The sequence below is a fragment of the Azospirillum sp. 11R-A genome (assembly GCF_049472615.1).
Classification (GTDB): domain Bacteria; phylum Pseudomonadota; class Alphaproteobacteria; order Azospirillales; family Azospirillaceae; genus Azospirillum; species Azospirillum palustre.
This window is the reverse complement of record NZ_JBCEBL010000030.1, coordinates 79068-93608: the sequence shown is the minus strand read 5'-3', so window position 1 is coordinate 93608 and position 14541 is coordinate 79068. Positions and strand designations below refer to the sequence as shown.

Genomic DNA, 14541 nt, shown 5'->3' with positions numbered 1-14541 from the left:
CGGCTCGGCATCCTCGACGGGCTCGCCGCCCCAGCCTCAAAACGACAAACCACGCAACCGGTTCGTCAGCCCGTCCCCGAACTCGAGGACGACCTTTCCGATGCGCGCGATCCGCGCGCCGCCAAGGGGCATGCTGCCCCTTGGCAATCCCCTGGCGCGGTCGTTCCGTCCGCGCTGCCCCCCTCACCCAACCCTCTCCCCAGGGGGGAGAGGGCTTATAAGCTGTCGCCTTGCCCAACCGCTCTGCCGCGCCACCGGTAGGCGGCGGATGGAACACCCGCCGGAAACCGTTCCACGCTGTTCCACCCCCGCCGGCTACGCTTCGCATCGTCCCCCCAAGGAGGCCCCGCGCAACGCCGCTCTTTTGCAAATCGTTTGAAACTCTTTCCCGCGCTGCCGATCTGGTGACAGAGTTAACGTCAGTGAAATACTGCGTCACATCGTCACCAGTTCAACGGGAGCAGCCATGCGCCAGCGCCTCCGCTTCTATCTCGGGGACGAGCTTCGGGAGATCGACGCGGTCGATCCCACCCTGACGGTGCTCGACTGGCTGCGGCTGTCGGAACGGCGGGTCGGCACCAAGGAAGGCTGTGCCGAGGGCGATTGCGGCGCCTGCACCGTGGTGGTCGGGCGGCTGGACGGCGACACCCTGCGTTACGAGGCGGTGAACGCCTGCATCCGCTTCCTCGCCACGCTGGACGGCTGCCGGCTGCTGACGGTGGAGCATCTCAAGGGACCGGACGGCGCGCTGCACCCGGTGCAGCAGGCGATGGTCGATTGCCACGGCTCGCAATGCGGCTTCTGCACGCCGGGCTTCGTCATGTCGCTGCTGGCGCTGTACCTGAACGAGGAACGGCCCGACAGCCAGCGGATCGACGACGCGCTGGCCGGCAACCTCTGCCGCTGCACCGGCTACGAGCCCATCGTCCGCGCCGCCCACGCCATGTACGAGATCGGCGACCGCGTCACGGACCGCTTCGCCGACCGCGCCGCCATGGCGGAACAGCTGAAGGCCCTGCGCGACGAGGAGATCCTCAGCGTCGGTGCCGGCGGGCGCCGCTTCCTGGCCCCCGCCACCGTGCCGCAGTTGGCGCGGCTCCTGCTCGACAACCCCGGCGCCACCATCGTGGCCGGGGCAACCGATGTCGGGCTGTGGGTGACCAAGTTCCAGCGCGTGCTGGCGACGGTGGTCTACACCGGCCGGGTCCGCGCCCTGCGGCGGATCGAGGATCGCGGCGACGCGCTGGTGATCGGTGCCGGCATCACCTACAGCGACGCGGCGGAGCGGATCGCCGCGCTCTATCCCGATTTCGGCGAGCTGATCCGCCGCATCGGGGCGGAGCAGGTGCGCAACATGGGCACCATCGGCGGCAACATCGCCAACGGCTCCCCCATCGGCGACAGCCCGCCGGCCCTGATCGCCTGCGGCGCCACCCTGCGGCTGCGGCGCGGCGAGGAGATGCGCGAGCTGCCGCTGGAGGACTTCTTCCTCGAATACGGCAAACAGGACCGCCGCGAGGGCGAATTCGTCGAGGCGGTGATCCTGCCCAAACCGGCGGCGGGGGAGCGGTTCCGTGCCTATAAGATCGCCAAGCGCTTCGACCAGGACATCTCCGCCGTCTGTGGCGCCTTCCGCCTGACGCTGGACGGCGAGGGCCGGGTGGCCGATATCCGCATCGCCTTCGGAGGCATGGCCGGCACGCCGAAGCGCGCCGCCGGGGCCGAGGCGGTGCTGCTGGGCCGCCATTGGACCGAGGACAGCGTTCGGCTGGGGATGGAGGCGCTGGCGGGGGACTACGCGCCGCTGTCCGACTGGCGGGCCAGCGCGTCCTACCGCTCCGCCGTGGCCGCGAATTTGCTGATGAAGCTGTATGTCGAGACCAGCGACCCGGCGGCGGAGACCCGTCTGGTCGGCGACCGGAGGCTTGCACATGCCTGATTCCATGGCGCCTGACATCACGACCCCCATCGCCCCCGCCGCCACCCCGGACCGCATCCAGGGCGCCGTCCACGACTCCCGCCGGCACGAGAGCGCCCACAAGCATGTCAGCGGCGAGGCGGTCTATGTCGACGACATCGCCGAGCCGGCCGGCCTGCTCCATCTCTATCTCGGCCTCAGCAGCCGGGCCCATGCGCGCATCCGCGCCATCGACCTGTCGCCGGTCAGGCAGGCCCCCGGCGTGGTGGCGGTCTTCACCGCCGACGACGTGCCGGGGGTGAACGACATCGGCTGCATGGGCAAGCATGACGAGCCGCTGTTCGCGTCATCCCTGGTCGAGCATGTCGGCCAGCCGATCTTCGCTGTCGCCGCCGAAACCCGCGACCAAGCCCGCCGCGCCGCCAAGCTGGCGGTGATCGAGTATGAGGATCTGCCGGCCATCCTGACCATCGCCGCCGCCCGCGACGGCGAGCGGACGCTGGTCACCCCGCCGATGACGCTGCGGGTCGGCGATGCCGACGCGACGCTGGCCGCGGCGCCACACCGCGTGGAGGGCCGGCTCGCCATCGGCGGGCAGGAGCATTTCTACCTGGAAAGCCAGATCGCCATGGCAGTGCCGGGCGAGGATGGCGAGGTGCTGATCCATATCTCCACCCAGCACCCGACCGAGGTCCAGCACATCGTCGCCCATGTGCTGGACCTGCCCAGCGCCGCGGTGACGGTCGAGGTGCGCCGCATGGGCGGCGGCTTCGGTGGCAAGGAGACGCAGTCGAACCTGTTCGCCGCCTGCACCGCCCTGGTCGCCGGACGGACCGGCCGCGCCGCCAAGCTGCGCCCCGACCGCGACGACGATTTCCAGATCACCGGCAAGCGTCATGATTTCGAGATCGACTATCGGGTCGGCTTCGACGACAGCGGGTTGATCGAGGGCGTCGACATGCTGTTCGCCGCCCGCGCCGGCTATGCCGCCGACCTGTCCGGCCCGGTGACCGACCGCGCTCTGTTCCATGCCGACAACGGCTATTTCTATCCGGCGGCGCGGCTGGCCTCCTTGCCGCTGAAGACCAACACCGTGTCCAACACCGCCTTCCGCGGCTTCGGCGGCCCGCAGGGCATGGTTGCGGCGGAACGGGTGATCGACGAGATCGCCCATGCGCTGGGCAAGGACCCGCTGGAGATCCGCAAGCGGAACTTCTACGGCAGCGATCCCGAGACGGACGGCCGCAGCCTGACGCCCTATCACCAGACCGTCACCGACAACATCCTGCCCGAACTGGTGGCGCAGCTTGAGGAGACGTCTGGCTATTGGACGCGGCGGGAGGAGATCCGCGCCTTCAACGCCGGCAGCCGCATCCTGCGCAAGGGGCTGGCGCTGACGCCGGTGAAGTTCGGCATCTCCTTCACCGCCAGCCATTACAATCAGGCCGGCGCCCTGGTCCATGTCTACACCGACGGCAGCATCCAGCTGAACCATGGCGGGATCGAGATGGGGCAGGGGCTCTACACCAAGGTCGCCCAGGTGGTGGCGGAGGAGTTCCAGGTCGACATCGCCACCATCCGCCCGACCGCCACCAACACCGGCAAGGTGCCCAACACCTCCGCCACCGCGGCATCCTCCGGCTCCGACCTCAACGGTAAGGCGGCGCAGGCGGCGGCCCGGACCATTCGGGAGCGGCTGGTCGCCTTCGCGGCGGAGAATTGGGGCGTGGCGCCCGACGCCGTGCGGTTCGAGCGCAACCGGGTGCTGGTCGGTGACTGCGACATGAGCTTTGCCGAACTGGTGCGTGCTGCCTACATGGCGCGGGTGCAGCTGTCGGCCACCGGCTTCTACAAGACGCCGAAGATCCATTGGGACCGCGCGGCCGGGCGCGGCACGCCCTTCTACTATTTCGCCTATGGCGCCGCCTGCGCCGAGGTGACGGTGGACACGCTGACCGGCGAATATGTCGTCGATAGGGTGGACATCCTGCACGATTGCGGCCGGTCGCTGAATCCGGCGATCGACAGGGGCCAGATCGAGGGCGGCTTCGTCCAGGGCATGGGCTGGCTGACCATGGAGGAGCTGTGGTGGGATGGGCAGGGCCGCCTGCGCACCCACGCCCCCAGCACCTACAAGATCCCGGCCTGTTCCGACCGCCCGCGCATCTTCAACGTCGCGCTGCTGGAGAATGCGCCGAACCGCGAGGACACCATCTTCCGCTCCAAGGCGGTGGGCGAGCCGCCCTTCATGCTGGGCATGTCGGTACTCCACGCCCTGTCCGACGCGGTGGCGAGCCTCGCCGGGCACCGCCTCTGCCCGCGGCTGGATGCGCCGGCCACGCCGGAACGCGTGCTGGCCTGCATCGCCGCCCTGCGGGAGCGGGCTGCGTCTTCCCGATCATGACACCCCATCCATGATGCCACTCTCCGCCACCCTCTCGCGCTGGCTCTCCCTCGATGAACCTGCCGTGCTGGTGACCGTCGCCGAGGCGCGCGGCTCCACCCCGCGGGAGGAAGGGGCCGGCATGCTGGTCGGGCGGGAGGCCTGCGCCGGCACCGTCGGCGGCGGCCGGCTGGAATGGACCGCCATCGCCGCCGCGCGGCGGATGCTGGAGGATGGCAGCGCCGCCGAGACGCTCGACCTTCCGCTGGGGCCGGCGACCGGGCAGTGCTGCGGCGGGCATGTGGTGCTGCGGCTGGAGCGCGCCGACGCCGGCACCGTCGCCGCCCTGGAGGAACTCGAACGCCGGGCGCGGGCGGCGCGACCGACCCTGCTGCTGTTCGGCGCCGGCCATGTCGGACGCGCGATGGCGACGGCCTTCGCGCCCTTGCCGCTGCGCCTGCTGTGGATCGACGGCCGGGCGCAGGAGTTCCCCGAGACGATCCCTGCGGGGGTGGAGCGTATCCTGACCGACAGCCCGCTCGACCCGCTGGCGGCGGCTCCCGCCGGGGCCGGCTATCTGGTGCTGACCCACAGCCACGCGCTGGACTTCGACATTGCCGAGGCGGCCCTGCGGCGCGGCGATGCGGCCTATGTCGGCATGATCGGCTCGGCGACGAAGCGGGCGAAGTTCGAGCGCTGGTTTCGGGCGCGCGGGCGGGAGGTGGACGCGCTGGCGGGCCTGACCTGTCCCATCGGCGCCGCGCTGACCGGCGACAAGCGGCCGGAGGTGATCGCGGCCCTCGTCGCGGCGGAACTGCTGGTGGCGCTGACACTCCCTCTCCCGCCCCGGGAGAGGGAAGGGGCCCAAGCGAAGCTTGGGAAGGGTGAGGGGTGATCCAAGGATATGAGTCCATGCCCGGATCGCCCCTCACCCTCCCGCCTTCGGCGGGTCCCTCCCTCTCCCGGGGCGGGAGAGGATTTCCTCTCACCCCATCGCCTCCGCCCCTGACACCAGCTCGATCAGCTCGTTCGTGACCTGCTCCTGGCGCAGGTGGCGCGCCGTGGCGGTCAGCCCGTCCAGCGTGGTTTCGATGTTGTGGCGGGCCGTCATCATGGTGGAGAGGCGCGCGGCATTCTCGGCGGCGAAGCTCTCCATCGCGGCATCGGCCAGCAGGGCGAAGACATACTCGTCCACCAGCCGGGCGATCAGCTCGCGCGGCGGCATGTTGATCAGCGGCGGCACCGGCCGGGCGCCGTCCCGCGGTAGCCCGAGCGGCAGCAACGGCCGGCGCACCGGTTCCGGCGGCGCGCCGCCCTCGGTCCGGCCGTAGAGCAGTTCCACCCGGCCCAGCCGCCCCTCTGCGGCGGCGCGGTAGAGCGCTTCGGCGATGTGCCGGGCGGTGGCGGTGACGCCATCGGTGTTGGTCGCCATCGCCGTGCTCCACTCCGGCGGTCGTCCGCGCTCCTCCAGCAGGGCGGCGCCGCGCAGCCCCACCACCCACAGCGCGCAGCCGGCCGGGGCGGCCAACGCGGCCTCGACCAGCCGTTCGGCGAAAGCGCCGACGAAGCCATGCTCTGGCGCGAACAGCAGCAGCGCCGAATGACCGTGCTGCCCGTCCGCCGGCCACTGGACCGGCGCGTCGTCCAGCAGGGCCGCCGCCTGGGCCAGCGCCCCGGCGATGACCTCGGCATAGGCGCGGGTTCCCGCCAGCGTGCCCAGCGCCTGCTGCAACCGCATGGCGGCAAGGGAGCGCATGACGTCGGTCACCGCCTCCAGCTCCTGCACGCTGGCCCGCCGGGCCTCGACATCGGCCAGCCGCTCGCTCATGGCGTCCCCCCGCCAAGCCCGGCGGTGGCCTGGGCGATCAGGTCGCGCAGCGCGGTTCTGGTGGCGTCGTCCAGCGCCTCGCCGATCTTCGGCGGGCGGGCGGCGACCAGCCCGGCCAGCGCTGTCTGGAAGCGCTGGATCGCCTCCAGCGGCAGCCCGTCCAGCGTGCCGTCGGCGAGCGCCAGCAGCTGCGCCGCCTGGACCGCCAGCGGCCGCGGCGACAGGTGGCGCTGGGCCAGCAGGGCGCGCATGCGCTGGCCGTGCGCCACCGCCTTGCGGGTCCGTTCGTCCACCAGCCCGCCGAAGCGGGTGAAGACCTCCAGTTCAAGGAACTGGGCGTAGTCGAGCCGCAGCGGTTCGGCCAGAGTGCGCAGCACCGGCGGCTGCGCCTTGCCGCCGACGCGCGACACGCTGCGGCCGATGTCGACCGCCGGCTTCTGCCCTTCGTAGAACAGCTTGGCGTCCAGGCAGACCTGGCCGTCGGTGATCGAGATCAGGTTGGTCGGGATGTAGGCCGACAGGTTGCCACCCTGGGTCTCGGCGATGGGCAGCGCGGTCAGCGATCCGCCGCCCCTGGCCGGGCTGAGTTTGGCGGCACGCTCCAGCAGGCGGCTGTGCAGGTAGAACACGTCGCCCGGATAGGCCTCCCGCCCCGGCGGGCGGCGCAGCAGAAGCGACAGTTGGCGGTGGACCGCCGCATGCTTGGACAGATCGTCGACGATGACCAGAGCGTGGCGGCCGCTGTCCCGGAAATGCTCGGCCATGGTGAAGCCGGCATAAGGCGCCAGCCATTGCAGGCCGGGAGCGGAATCGGCGGCGGCGATGACGAAGAGGGTGCGCGCAGCCGCCCCGCCCTGGCGCACCGCCTCGATGGCCGCACGGACGCCCGATGCCTTCTGGCCGACGGCGACATAGACACAGAACACGTCACCATCCGTCTGGTTGAGGATGGCGTCCACCGCGATGGCGGTCTTGCCGGTGGCGCGGTCGCCGATCAGCAGCTCGCGCTGGCCGCGGCCGAGCGGGAACATGGCGTCGATCACGGCGGTGCCGGTCAGCAGCGGTTCGGACACCGCCGCCCGCTCCGCGATGGTTGGGGCGGGGCGCTCCACCGGCTCCCAGCGCTCGGCCTCCACCGGTGGGCCGTCGTCGAGCGGGTTGCCGAGCGGATCGACCACCCGGCCCATCAGCCCGTCGCCGACCGGCACGCGCAGCACCGTCCCGGTGCCGTGGACGGTGCCGCCGGCCATGACCACCGCCGCATCGCCCAGCAGGACGCAGCCGATCTGCCCGTCCAGATCCATGGCGAGCCCGGCGACGCCGCCGGGGAACAGCAGCAGTTCGTCAACCCGGACGTCGGGCAGGCCGGAGACATGGGCGATGCCGTCGCCCACCGACTCCACGCGCCCGACCGATTCCAGCCGCGCAGCCGTCTCCAGCCCATCGAGCCGGCGCAGCGTGCCCGGCATCCAGGCGTCGAGCGCCTCCTCAAGCAACGGCGTCGGCACTGTGTCTTGGGGCGTCATGACGCGTCATCTCCTCCTTCGCCTCGGCCAGCGCCTGCTTCCAGCTGCGGCGGACGACGCTGTGGGCAAAATGCAGCTCCACCCCGGCGATCAGCGACGGGTCCTCGACCAACTCCAGGGCCACCGGCCGGCTGAGCGCCGCTGTCAGCCGCTCGCGCGTTCGGGTGGTGTCGGCCTCCGGCAGCGCAGCGGCGATGGCAAGCCGCACCGGCACCGGGTCGATCCCATCGGCCAGGGCATGGCGCTGGGGCGCGCTCAGCGCCTCCACCGCCGCGCAGGCCTCGTCCAGCAGCGGGACGGTCAAGACAGCGGCGGGAGCGTCGCGCAGAAGCCGGGTCGCCAGACGGATGCCGAGATCGGCGGCATGGCGCTGCAAAGCCTCCAGCGCCTGCGCCCGCTCCTCGGCCAGCCGGCTGCGCGCCTCCTCCAGCGCATGGTCGCCCTCGACCCTCGCCTTTTCCAGCAGGGCGGCGCGTTCGGCCTCCGCTGCGGCGCGGGCGGCGGCGATCAGGCGGTCGCGTTCGGCGGGCAGGGCGGTGCGCTGGTCCTCCAGGCTTTGGCGCGCGGCTTCGGCGGCCTGACGCGCGGCCTCGGCCTCGCTGCGGACGCGCTCGGTGGCGGCCTGCCGCTCGGCGATTACCGCCAGGACCGGCCGGTAGAGGAAGCGGCGCAGCAGCCAGACCAGGATCAGGAAATTGACCGCCTGGAGCAGAAGGGTCCAACCGTCGATGTGCATGACGGACCTCAAGGGTTGCAGCACTCAGGCGAACGGATTGGCGAACAGCAGAAGAAGCGCGACGACGAGGCAGTAGATCGCCATCGTCTCGATCATCGCCAGACCGACGAACAGGGTGCGCGACAGGGTGTTGGCGGCCTCCGGCTGGCGGGCGATGGCCTCCATCGCGGCGGCGACGGCGCGGCCCTCGGCCAGCGCCGGGCCGATGGCCCCGACCGACACCGCCAGTGCCGCACCCAGGATGCTGATGGCATGGACGTCCATGGTTGCTACCCCTTCTCGATGGTTCCGACAGCGCCGCCGATGAAGACCGCGGCGAGAATGGTGAAGATGTACGCCTGGACGAGGCCCAGCAGCAGCTCCAGCGCCATCAGCGGCACCGGCACGAACAGCCCGGCCAGCGACAGCACGATGGCGATGACGAACTCCCCGCTCATCACGTTGCCGAACAGCCGGATCGACAGCGAGAAGGCGCGCGTCAGCTCCGACAGCAGGTTCAGCGGCAGCAGAATCGGGGTGGGGTGGGCGAAGCCCTTCAGATAGTTCCACAGGCCGCGCCGGCGGATGCCAAGCGCCTGCGACGCCAGCAGCACGATCAGCGCCAGCGCCGCCGCCGTCTCCAGGAAGGCGGTCGGTGCCTTCAGCCCCGGTACCAGTCCCGACAGGTTGGCGACCGCCAGATAGAGGAACAGCGTGCCCAGCAGCGGCAGGAAGGGGGTGGCGTCGGTCTGCATCGTCTCGGCGATCTGCCGGCGCAGGGTCTCCACCACCAGCTCCAGCACGGTCTGCACCGGGCCGGGCCGCTCCACCCGCAGCCGCCGGGTCGCGAGGGCGGAACCCAGCGCCATCGCCGCCATCAGTCCCCAGGTGACGACGACCGGCGGCGTCACCGGGACCGGGCCCAGCAGGAAGACGACCGGCGTCGTCAGCGGGGACTCGGTCATGGCGTCCTCTCCTGCGGCCCCTCCTGCATCCGCCGCTCGCGCCGGACCACGACGCTGCGCGCCAGCTGGAAGCCGGCCAGCATCGCCAACAGCGCTTCCGCCCCGCCCCAGACCGCGGCGATGGTGAAGCCGGCGGTGGCCCCGGCCAGCCGCAGCAGATAGAGCGGCATCGCCCGCCGCACCCCGCCTACCACATAGAGCCGCGCCGTCGCCGCCAGCCCGCGGAAGAACAGGGTGCCGAGCGTCAGGCCGGCCAGGGCCCCGGCAAGGATGGGGAGAAGGAAGGGGGGCGTCATGTCAGCGTTCCTGTTCGATGCGGTTCCAGGCGAGCCAGCCGCCGAGCGCAACGCCCGCGACCAGCAGCGCCGCCGTCCAGAAGATCCCGCCGCCCGCCCGCTCGTCGAGCCAGCGTCCGGCGAACAGCCCGGCCAGGGTCGGGACGATCACCAGCCAGCCGAGCGCCCCGATCAGGGCGAGGTTGCGGCCCATCGGCCGTTCGCCCTCGCGCTGCCAGTGCTCTCGCCGTTCACGGTGGCGGCGGACGCTGCCGGGAAGCGGATCCTTGTCGTCGGTCATGGTCTGTCCTCCCCGCCGTCCGCGGTGGGTGCGAATGGACCCGTGGGGCGCCGGTCCGGCCGCAGATAGGCCAGGATGTGGCGGACCGCCGCCAGATGCATGCGACGGGCGCCGGAGCGGGCTTCCCCCTCCTCCTCCACAGTGCGGCGGAAGCGGGCGAGCACGTCGCGTTCCAGCGCACGCAGGTCGTCGCCCGGCACCGCCTCGCGCGTTGCCACCGCGACCTGCGCGCCGCCGCGGATGGTCAGCACTCCACCGCGCACGGCGCAATGGCCTTCCCGGCCGTCGGCGGTGCGCCAGCTGATGACGGAGATGGCGAGGGCGGTCAGCAGATCGGCATGGCCGGGCCAGATGCCGAAAGCGCCGCTGGCGTCCTCCGCCCGCAGGTGGCGGATGCCGGTGAGTTTTGCGGCGACGGCGGTCGGGGTTGTGACGATGAGGGAAAGGTCGTTCATGCCCCCCTCCCGGCGCGGTCGCGCTCGCGGATCTGGTCCAGGGTGCCGGTCATGAAGAAGGCGCTCTCGGCCCAGTCGTCGCACTGGCCGTCGAGGATGGCGCGGCATCCCTTCAGCGTTTCCTCCAGCGGCACGCTGACGCCGCCATGGCCGGTGAAGGCCTCCGTCACCAGGAAGGGCTGGGTCAGGAAGCGCTGCAAACGGCGGGCGCGGCGCACGGCCAGACGGTCGGCGGCGCTCAGCTCCTCCATTCCCAGCAGGGCGATGACGTCCTGCAATTCGCGGTAGTGGGCGATGGTCTTGCGCACCTCCTCCGCCAGCCGGTAATGCGCCTCGCCCACCACCAGCGGGTCGAGCAGGCTGGAGGTGGAGCCGAGCGGGTCGACCGCCGGATAGAGCCCTTCCGCCGCCATGGCGCGCGACAGCACGACGGAGCTGTCGAGATGGCTGAACAGCTCCGCCACCGCCGGATCGCTGAAATCGTCGGCCGGGACATAGACCGCCTGGATCGCCGTCACCACGGCGCCGGGGGTGGAGGCGACGCGCTCCTCCAGCTCGGCGATCTCGCTGGCCAGCGTGGGCTGGTAGCCGACGCGGGACGGCAGGCGGCCCAGCAGGCCCGACACCTCCGCCCCGGCTTGGACGAAGCGGAAGACATTGTCCATCAGCAACAGCACGTCCAGCATTTCCTCGTCGCGGAAATGCTCGGCGATGGTCAGGGCGGTCAGGCCGACGCGCCAGCGCGCGCCCGGCGGTTCGTTCATCTGGCCGAAGACGAGCGCGGTGCGGCCCAGCACGCCGGACCGCTTCATCTCCTCCCAAAGCTCCTGCCCCTCGCGGGACCGTTCGCCGATGCCGGCGAAGACGGAGATGCCGGTGTGGCGCTCCACCATCTTGCGGATCAGCTCCATCACCAGCACGGTCTTGCCGACCCCGGCGCCGCCGAACATCGCCGCCTTGCCGCCGCGGGCCATCGGGGCCAGCAGGTCGATCACCTTGATACCGGTCTCCATCAGGTCGCGGCGCGGACTGCGGCGGGCCAGCGGCGGCGGCGGACGGTGGATTGGCGAGCGCGGCGTGCCGGGCGGCAATTCCGGCCCGTCGTCGCGCGCAAGCCCCATCACATCGAGCAGACGGCCGAGCACCGCCTTGCCCACCGGGGCGGTCAGCGGGCCGCCGGTGGGGCGTGCCGGCGTGCCGCGCCGCAGGCCGGAGGTGCCCTGGAGGGCAATGGCGCGGGCGGTCCGGGCGTCCAGATGGCTTTGGATTTCCGCCACCAGCCGCTCCGGACCGTCCCACAGGATCTCCACCGCCTCGAACAGCGGCGGCAGGGCCGCTTCGGGAAAGCGCAGGTCGATGACGGAACCACGGACGGCGACCACCTGTCCCGGTTCCCGCTGTGGATCCGGGGTGGACGAACGGTCGGCGGATGGTGTTTCGGCGGAAGACTGAACGGACATGGTCACTCCGGCCGGTTGGGCAGGATGGGAACCGTGCAAGATGGAGCGGGCGACGGCGACGTTGCGGAAAGAAGCCCCACCCGGCCTTCCCCCGTTGGGCGGGGGAAGGGGCGCCGGGAAGCGGCGCCGTCGGGGTGGAGGGCAACGCGTCAACCAGATCGACCACCAGACCCAAGGATAGACCCCTTCGCCGCGTTGCGGCATTGCGTCAAATCAAACCCTGTGCCCACAAATTGTCTTAGCCGGCGCGGAGAGCGGCCTCCTGTCTCCGACCGAGCGCCCGGTCCTCCGCCCGGATTCGCACGGCGAGCATCGCCGCGTTGAGGAGGGAGAAGAGAAGGGCGTAGCCGGCCATGCCGAAGGCGAGCGGAAGAGCGGCGATCTCCACCGCGACCGCCAGATAGTTGGGATGGTTGGTGAAACGGTAGGGGCCGGTGCGGACCGGCGGCACTCCGTCGAGCACGACGATCCGGGTGGTCCAGCGCCGCCCCAGCGTCGCCTGCACCCAGAGGCGGATCGTCTGCATGGCGAGGAGGACCGCCAGCCAAGCCGGCTCGACGGCTAAGATGCCCGTCGGTCCCGGAGTCCGCAGCGGGCCTCCCAGTGCGGCATCCCAGAGGCCGGTCAGCCACCCGACATGCAGCAGCACCATCCACGGGTAATGGCCGCGCCCATGCTCCTGCGCACCTTCGGCCAGCAGCGCCGCGCGGTTGCGCCGGTCGATGACCAGTTCGCTGAGGCGCTGCGCCGTCACCAGCAGCATGACGATGATCGGAGCTGTCATGGTCTGCGCCGTCATTGCGGACCCCGCCGCATCGTGATCAGGTTGGCGGCAAAGCCGGGGCCGAGCGCCAGAAGCGCCGCCCGGTCCGGCAACCCCGCCCGGCGTGCCCGGTCCAGCACGAACAGCACCGTGGGGGCGGACATGTTGCCGTGATCGGCCAGCACCGCCCGTTCATGGTCGAGGCTGCCGGTCTCCAGCCGCAGCACCTCTTCCAGGGCCGCCAGCACGCGGGTGCCGCCGGGATGGCAGATGAAGCGGCCGATCCGCTCCTCCTCCGCACCGCACTGGGCGAGCAGCCGGGCAAGGGCGGGGCGGAGATGGGCTTGCAGGAATTGCGGCAACGCTGCCGACAGTACGATGCCGAAACCGCCATCGTCGATGCGCCAGCCCATGATGTCCCGCGACCGCGGGAACAGATGCTGGCCGGCACCGTCGATGACAGCGAAGGCGCGCTCTTCCGCACCGCCGCGCAGCACGCAGGCGGCGGCACCGTCGCCGAACAGGGCGGTCGCCACCAGATTGGCGCGGCTGCCGTCATCCTGCCGGAAGGCAAGGCTGCACAGCTCCATGGTCACGAACAGCACGGTGCGGCCGGGGGGCGCCGCCAGCCGCGCGGCGGTCGCCAGCCCCGCGACGCCGCCGGCACAGCCGAGCCCGAACAGCGGCAGCCGCTCGATGTCGGGCCGGAAGCCCATGGCCTCGGCGAGCTGCGCTTCCAGGCTCGGCACCGCGAAGCCGGAGGAGGAGGAGACGACCACGCAATCGACCTCCGCCGGAGCGACGCCGGCATCCGCCAGGGCCGCGTTCGCAGCCTGGACGAACAGGGCCTCCGCCGCCTGCCGGTAGGCGCCCATGCGGTCGCTCCAGCCATGGGGGGTGGCGTACCAGTCGGCCGGACGGGCGCAGTGCCGCCGGGCGATGCCGGTGTTGGTGAAAACCCGCTCGAACTGGGGGAAGCCGGCCAGCCGGTCGCCGAAGATGCGGGTGGTGAGGAGGGCGGCCTCCTCCTGGGATAGGACATGGGGCGGCAGGCCGAGGCCCAAGCCAAGCAAAGCCACGGGTGGGAACACGGGGGGCGGCTCCATTCAGGACATCGCGGTCGCAAGCGGGATGCTGGCGGTGCGGCGGGTGGGGAACACGCCGGTGGGGCCGTCTATTCGCTGCTGCCGCGGGCCCGAAAAAACTTATCTGCGACCGAATAGCCGCCGGGGGTGGCGTGTTGTCCGCCAGCGCCGCAATACGGCGAACCGTCCCCCCGAATTCCAGGAGAAGTCATGAAGAGCGTTTACGCCAAGGCTGGAAGCAGCGTCCTGGCCGGCCTGCTGTGCGCCGCCGTTCTCGGCACCGGCCTGCTGGCCCCCGTCTCCGCCCGTGCCATGGGCGACGACACCACCCCGACCTGCAAGCCGGGGGAGGTCTATGACAAGAAGACGAAGCAATGCGTGAAGCAGAGCGGCGCCAACCTCACCGACGACAACATCGCCGACTACGCCTATTCGCTGGCGAAGGCGGAGCGCTATCAGGAGGCGTTGGACATTCTCGCGACGGCGCGCAATCAGGAAAGCCCGGTCGTGTTGAATTACCGCGGCTATGCCACCCGCAAGCTGGGCCGCGTCGACGAGGGCATCGGCTATTACCTGAAGTCGGTGGCGGCCGACCCCTCCTACGCCAAGGTCCGGGAATATCTCGGGGAAGCCTACATGCTCAAGGGGCGCTCCGATCTGGCTCGGGAGCAGCTGGCGGCGATCCGTTCGATCTGCGGCACCGGATGCGAGGAGTATCGCGACCTGGAAGAGGCCATCGCCGCGCCGGCCAGGGGCTGACGCCACCGGCGGGGGCGCTTTCCCTCCCCGTGCGGGGGCGTTCCCGCCGCTTTGTTCGGTCACCGGAAAGGCGGATGATGGCTATCGTCGAGAGCGGTCGTGAGGCAT

Annotated in this window: 15 protein-coding genes; 4 read left to right on the top strand and 11 right to left on the bottom strand. The window is 71.2% G+C overall.

The window, feature by feature from the left end; genetic code table 11:
- Positions 1 to 466 precede the first annotated feature (466 nt).
- The 3 genes from xdhA to xdhC are packed head-to-tail and all read left to right on the top strand — an operon-like array spanning position 467 to position 5196.
- Positions 467 to 1939: a xanthine dehydrogenase small subunit gene (gene xdhA, locus VH569_RS29290; RefSeq protein WP_423320086.1), complete on the top strand. Its 1473-nt coding sequence runs from the start codon at positions 467 to 469 to the stop codon at positions 1937 to 1939.
- Positions 1932 to 4322: a xanthine dehydrogenase molybdopterin binding subunit gene (xdhB, locus tag VH569_RS29285; protein ID WP_423320084.1), complete on the top strand. Its 2391-nt coding sequence runs from the start codon at positions 1932 to 1934 to the stop codon at positions 4320 to 4322. Before xdhA ends, xdhB begins: the two co-directional genes overlap by 8 nt.
- 10 nt (positions 4323 to 4332) lie before the next feature.
- Positions 4333 to 5196: a xanthine dehydrogenase accessory protein XdhC gene (xdhC, locus tag VH569_RS29280; protein ID WP_423320082.1), complete on the top strand. Its 864-nt coding sequence runs from the start codon at positions 4333 to 4335 to the stop codon at positions 5194 to 5196.
- Between the two features lie 90 nt (positions 5197 to 5286).
- Here the strand turns inward: xdhC and VH569_RS29275 are convergent, their stop codons facing one another.
- The 11 genes from VH569_RS29275 to VH569_RS29225 form a co-directional block, all read right to left on the bottom strand.
- The gene (locus VH569_RS29275) at positions 5287 to 6129 is read right to left on the bottom strand and encodes a FoF1 ATP synthase subunit gamma (protein WP_423320080.1); all 843 of its coding nucleotides are present in this window, start codon (positions 6127 to 6129) and stop codon (positions 5287 to 5289) included.
- Positions 6126 to 7655 (bottom strand): F0F1 ATP synthase subunit alpha, encoded by a 1530-nt coding sequence (locus tag VH569_RS29270; protein ID WP_423320078.1) that lies wholly within the window; start codon positions 7653 to 7655, stop codon positions 6126 to 6128. The genes VH569_RS29275 and VH569_RS29270 overlap by 4 nt, the downstream gene beginning before the upstream one ends.
- Positions 7618 to 8391: a hypothetical protein gene (locus VH569_RS29265; RefSeq protein WP_423320076.1), complete on the bottom strand. Its 774-nt coding sequence runs from the start codon at positions 8389 to 8391 to the stop codon at positions 7618 to 7620. Before VH569_RS29265 ends, VH569_RS29270 begins: the two co-directional genes overlap by 38 nt.
- A gap of 24 nt (positions 8392 to 8415) precedes the next feature.
- Positions 8416 to 8655 carry a F0F1 ATP synthase subunit C gene (locus VH569_RS29260; RefSeq protein ID WP_012977203.1) on the bottom strand — a complete coding sequence of 80 codons (240 nt, stop codon included), beginning with the start codon at positions 8653 to 8655 and terminating at the stop codon, positions 8416 to 8418.
- Between the two features lie 5 nt (positions 8656 to 8660).
- The gene (locus tag VH569_RS29255; RefSeq protein ID WP_423320073.1) at positions 8661 to 9335 is read right to left on the bottom strand and encodes a F0F1 ATP synthase subunit A; all 675 of its coding nucleotides are present in this window, start codon (positions 9333 to 9335) and stop codon (positions 8661 to 8663) included.
- Positions 9332 to 9631 (bottom strand): ATP synthase subunit I, encoded by a 300-nt coding sequence (locus tag VH569_RS29250; RefSeq protein WP_423320071.1) that lies wholly within the window; start codon positions 9629 to 9631, stop codon positions 9332 to 9334. The genes VH569_RS29255 and VH569_RS29250 overlap by 4 nt, the downstream gene beginning before the upstream one ends.
- A 1-nt stretch (position 9632) precedes the next feature.
- Positions 9633 to 9911, bottom strand: coding sequence for an AtpZ/AtpI family protein (locus VH569_RS29245; protein ID WP_098738011.1), 279 nt, complete (start codon positions 9909 to 9911; stop codon positions 9633 to 9635).
- A complete protein-coding gene (locus VH569_RS29240; protein WP_423320069.1) occupies positions 9908 to 10366 on the bottom strand; it encodes a F0F1 ATP synthase subunit epsilon in 459 nt (152 codons plus the stop codon). The genes VH569_RS29245 and VH569_RS29240 overlap by 4 nt, the downstream gene beginning before the upstream one ends.
- Positions 10363 to 11826 (bottom strand): F0F1 ATP synthase subunit beta, encoded by a 1464-nt coding sequence (atpD, locus tag VH569_RS29235; RefSeq protein WP_423320067.1) that lies wholly within the window; start codon positions 11824 to 11826, stop codon positions 10363 to 10365. The genes VH569_RS29240 and atpD overlap by 4 nt, the downstream gene beginning before the upstream one ends.
- A gap of 238 nt (positions 11827 to 12064) precedes the next feature.
- On the bottom strand, positions 12065 to 12610 hold the full coding sequence (locus tag VH569_RS29230) for an isoprenylcysteine carboxyl methyltransferase family protein (protein WP_423320065.1): 546 nt from the start codon (positions 12608 to 12610) through the stop codon (positions 12065 to 12067).
- 11 nt (positions 12611 to 12621) lie between these two features.
- Positions 12622 to 13680 carry a type III polyketide synthase gene (locus tag VH569_RS29225; RefSeq protein WP_423320063.1) on the bottom strand — a complete coding sequence of 353 codons (1059 nt, stop codon included), beginning with the start codon at positions 13678 to 13680 and terminating at the stop codon, positions 12622 to 12624.
- A gap of 204 nt (positions 13681 to 13884) precedes the next feature.
- On the opposite strand from VH569_RS29225, the gene VH569_RS29220 reads away from it, so the two are divergent.
- Positions 13885 to 14433 (top strand): tetratricopeptide repeat protein, encoded by a 549-nt coding sequence (locus tag VH569_RS29220; RefSeq protein ID WP_423320061.1) that lies wholly within the window; start codon positions 13885 to 13887, stop codon positions 14431 to 14433.
- The last annotated feature ends 108 nt before the right edge of the window (positions 14434 to 14541 follow it).